We start from the raw sequence: 3,476 nt of genomic DNA on the forward strand, positions 1-3,476 counted from the left end.
GCTCCACAACGGGACGCCATCCTTGGGGCGCCCTCACCCCAACCCTCTCCCGCAGGCGGGAGAGGGAGCTCGCCGTGCGGGCCGAGAGAGTGATGATTTGGCTTGGCGGCCGGGTGCCAAGATCGGCGCGCCGCCGCCGACACATCTCACCTGGCTGGCGCTGGAGCCGATCACCGGCCGGACGCATCAGCTTCGGGTGCATTGCGCCGCGATGGGGTGGCCGATCGTCGGTGACAATATCTACGGCAACGGTCCGCGCTTCGGTGAACCGCGGCTGCATCTGCATGCGCGCGAGATCGTGATCCCGCTGTCGCGCAACAAGCCGCCGGTTGTCGTCACCGCGCCGCCGCCGCCGCACATGCATCCGCGGCTGACGGCCTGCGGGTGGGCGACCACGTAGTAATACGAGGCTCGCGGCGGTCGTGGTGACGATCAGATGCACTCGCCGCGATGCACGAGTTTGTTCGACGATCGCGGGCCGAGTGATTGGTTGCGCCACTCGTGTAGTTCGAGCCGGCGCGCAATGCCGCCGAGGCAGCCCCACGGACTTCGATCGACGCGACCGAGACCGCCCGTCTAGTGCGCCAAAGCGAGCGTCTGCGACGGCAGTTCACCGAACAGCGTCCGGTAGCTCCGCGAGAAATCGCTCAGGTGCCAGAAGCCGTAGGCCAGCGCGCAGGCCTTGACGCTGATATTGCCGCTCAAGAGCCGCTGCCGGACCTGCCAGAGCCGCTTCAGCCGCAGGTAACGGTGCAGGCTCATGCCGCGATATTGCAGCACCGCGGTGTGGATGGTCCGAACCGAAACGCCGAGCGCGCGAGCCAGATCGCCGCTGTAGATCGGGTTCGCGGGGTTCTCCGAAATGATCTCGTCGATGCCTTTGACGACAGCCAGAAATCGCTCGGTGTGAGCAGACCGCGCGCCGAAGATCGAGACCGAATCCGCCAGCGCCTCGTCCACAGCCGCAAGGAGCGATTCGTCGATGCCTCGGGCGACCTCCGGTTTCTGGATGTCGTCGGGGGATCGGGACGCGAACGTCGCGACTTCCTGCACCAGAGCGCGAAGCCTGTGATGAGCAGGCCTCGACAGGGTGAAGATGTCGAAGCCTTTTGCGGCGGCCGGCCATCCGCGATCGCGCATGTCGTGCTTGAACACCACACAGGCAAACCAGATCGGTGTAGTTTCCCGCCCGACGAAAATCGCTCTGTCGTATCCAAGAACGAGCGTATCTGAATCGAGATCGACGCCGTTGATCTGCAACGTAGATTCATCGCTCATCGAGAGCACGATCGCCGTCCGCCCCGGCATCAGCTTCGCATCGATCAGGCGGGGAAACGTTCGCTCCACGACGATATCGCAGCCCGGCAAGTTCACGATCAGCTGCCGGGCAGAGATCTTTCGGGCCAGCGGCGTGAAGTCGAGCTGCAAGCCTTCGGCAGACCATCGATACTGATCGATATCATCGAAGCAGCATACCCGCAGCGCAGACGACGGGGCCAGTGACAGCGCGTTGTTCATTGCATTTCAGGGAAAATCGGGAAAACAGCGCCTAATACACGCGCACGAAATATGAGCAGGCTGCCTACGCGCAGCCCATGAACGGACCGTCTGGCTCACTCGGATGATCGATTAGTATCTGACGGCTGCGCCGTCCGAATGTCTAGGTCTTTGCAGATTTTCGATATCGATTCTACCGCTCGTTAAGGCGCGTCTAACCGGCGCTTGAAACATTGCTCAGCGGGTCGACTGCGTATCACCACGCCGACAGAAACAAACCGAACGTGGGACGCAGTCATGCGAAGCGATCAGTTTCGAGGATATTCTGACGTGTCCGATTTGGCGGCGACGACGGCACAAGGCTCAGCTCAAGGCTCACTGCTCGACGAACTCGAGACCGCGATTCAAACCGGGTCGGCCGAACGCCGCCTGGAGACTCTGCGGCGGGTCACCGATCTGTTTCTGGGCGGCAGCAACAAATTCAACGAAGACCAGATCGCCGTTTTCGATCAGGTCCTCGGCCATTTGATCAGGAAGATCGAAACGCGGGCTCTGGCCGAGCTGAGCGTCCGGCTGGCGCCGATCGACAACGCGCCGCTGGAGACGATCAGAAAGCTGGCGAGAAACGACGATATCGAGGTCGCAGGGCCCGTGCTGGAAGAGTCGGCGCGTCTGACGACGAGCGATCTCGTGGAAATTGCAAAGACCAAGGGGCAGGCTCACCTGCTGGCGATCTCCGGCCGCCCGACGCTGACCGATCCGGTGACGGACGTGCTGGTCGCGCGCGGAAACATGGAGGTCTTCCATCGGTTGCTGAGCAACGAGACCTCGTCGATCTCGGCGGCCGGCTTCGCGGTGCTCGCCCAAGCCGCCGAGCACGACGAACTCCTCGCCGAAAAGGCGGGCCGGCGCATCGACATCCCGATCAAGCTGCTACGCGATCTGTTGCTGAGAGCGAAGGAAGCGGTGCGCGAGCGGCTGCTGGCGGTGATGCCCGAGAAAGTGCGCAACGAAGTCCAGCATGTTCTCAATTCCGTCGTGCGGGCCGTGGACCACGAGGTCTCACAGCCGCGTGATTACGCGGCGGCCCGCAGATTTGTCGAGCTGCTCAAGGAGAAGGGCGAGCTGCAGGAAAAGGACCTGCTGCGGTTCGCGAAGGCCCGCCAATACGAGGAAACGGTCGCCGCGCTGTCGCTGCTGGCATCGACGCCGATCGACATCCTCAAACCGCTGATGCAGAGCCCGCGCTGCGACGGCCTGCTGGTGCCGTGCCGCGCCGCCGACCTCAGGTGGGAGACGGTCAGCGCGATCCTGCAGATGCGCTTTTCAGGCGCGCCGCTCTCGACACCCGAGCTCGACCGGATCGGGCAGGAGTTCGCGAAGCTGTCGAAAGCCAGTGCGCAGCGGATGCTGAGGTTCTGGAAAGTGCGCGAAAGCACCCAGGCGAGCGCCTAGCGCAAGCGACCGAAATCGCCGCAATCAATTGGTGGGGAGAGAACCGCAATGAGCTGGGACAAGCGCAAGGCCAAGCGTGTGCAATTTCAACGTGGGACCAGCATCGATGTGCGCATCGTCAGTGTCGACGGCCTATGGCGACGCGAGGGCAAGCTGCTGGATATCTCGGAGTCCGGCGTTCTGCTGAGCTACGCCGACTCGATCCAGGAGCTCGACCTCAGAACGTTTCTGCTGGAGTTCAAGCCGAGGGGCATGGCCAGCCGGCTCTGCGCCGTGGTCCGGATCGAAGCCGGCCGGATCGCGGCCCGCTTCATCAAGGAAACGGCCCGCTGACCTACACCGCAAGCCGTGCGCCATCGTGCCCGGCCATCGTCAGCCGGCGCACTGCGCCGGGCGTTGCGCCGCCGATCGCGACCGGGATGAAATGCTCGGTGCGTCCCTGCGTCGGGCTTTCGATCAGCACATCTCGCACGGCGCCGATCTCGGCCGCCAGCCGCCGCTGCAGCGCGGCTTCGCCGGCGGCG

The 3,476-nt window shown here is 63.8% G+C and carries 3 protein-coding genes and 2 pseudogenes; 3 read left to right on the forward strand and 2 right to left on the reverse strand.

Annotation, left to right across the window (positions count from 1 at the left end; all coding sequences use genetic code 11):
* Positions 1–400: pseudogene (locus tag IP86_RS24815) on the forward strand (RNA pseudouridine synthase); the annotation flags it as partial.
* A gap of 176 nt (positions 401–576) precedes the next feature.
* On the opposite strand, the gene IP86_RS24820 reads toward IP86_RS24815, so the two are convergent.
* Positions 577–1,518, reverse strand: coding sequence for a helix-turn-helix domain-containing protein (locus IP86_RS24820; protein ID WP_054165113.1), 942 nt, complete (start codon positions 1,516–1,518; stop codon positions 577–579).
* Between the two features lie 309 nt (positions 1,519–1,827).
* On the opposite strand from IP86_RS24820, the gene IP86_RS24825 reads away from it, so the two are divergent.
* Both IP86_RS24825 and IP86_RS24830 read left to right on the forward strand, forming a co-directional pair.
* Positions 1,828–2,952: a DUF2336 domain-containing protein gene (locus tag IP86_RS24825; RefSeq protein ID WP_197279983.1), complete on the forward strand. Its 1,125-nt coding sequence runs from the start codon at positions 1,828–1,830 to the stop codon at positions 2,950–2,952.
* Between the two features lie 48 nt (positions 2,953–3,000).
* A complete protein-coding gene (locus IP86_RS24830; protein WP_054165115.1) occupies positions 3,001–3,285 on the forward strand; it encodes a PilZ domain-containing protein in 285 nt (94 codons plus the stop codon).
* 1 nt (position 3,286) lies between these two features.
* Here the strand turns inward: IP86_RS24830 and IP86_RS24835 are convergent.
* Positions 3,287–3,476 (reverse strand): annotated as a pseudogene (locus IP86_RS24835) (tRNA (N(6)-L-threonylcarbamoyladenosine(37)-C(2))-methylthiotransferase MtaB); the annotation flags it as partial.

It is taken from the genome of Rhodopseudomonas sp. AAP120, assembly GCF_001295845.1.
GTDB lineage: Bacteria > Pseudomonadota > Alphaproteobacteria > Rhizobiales > Xanthobacteraceae > Rhodopseudomonas.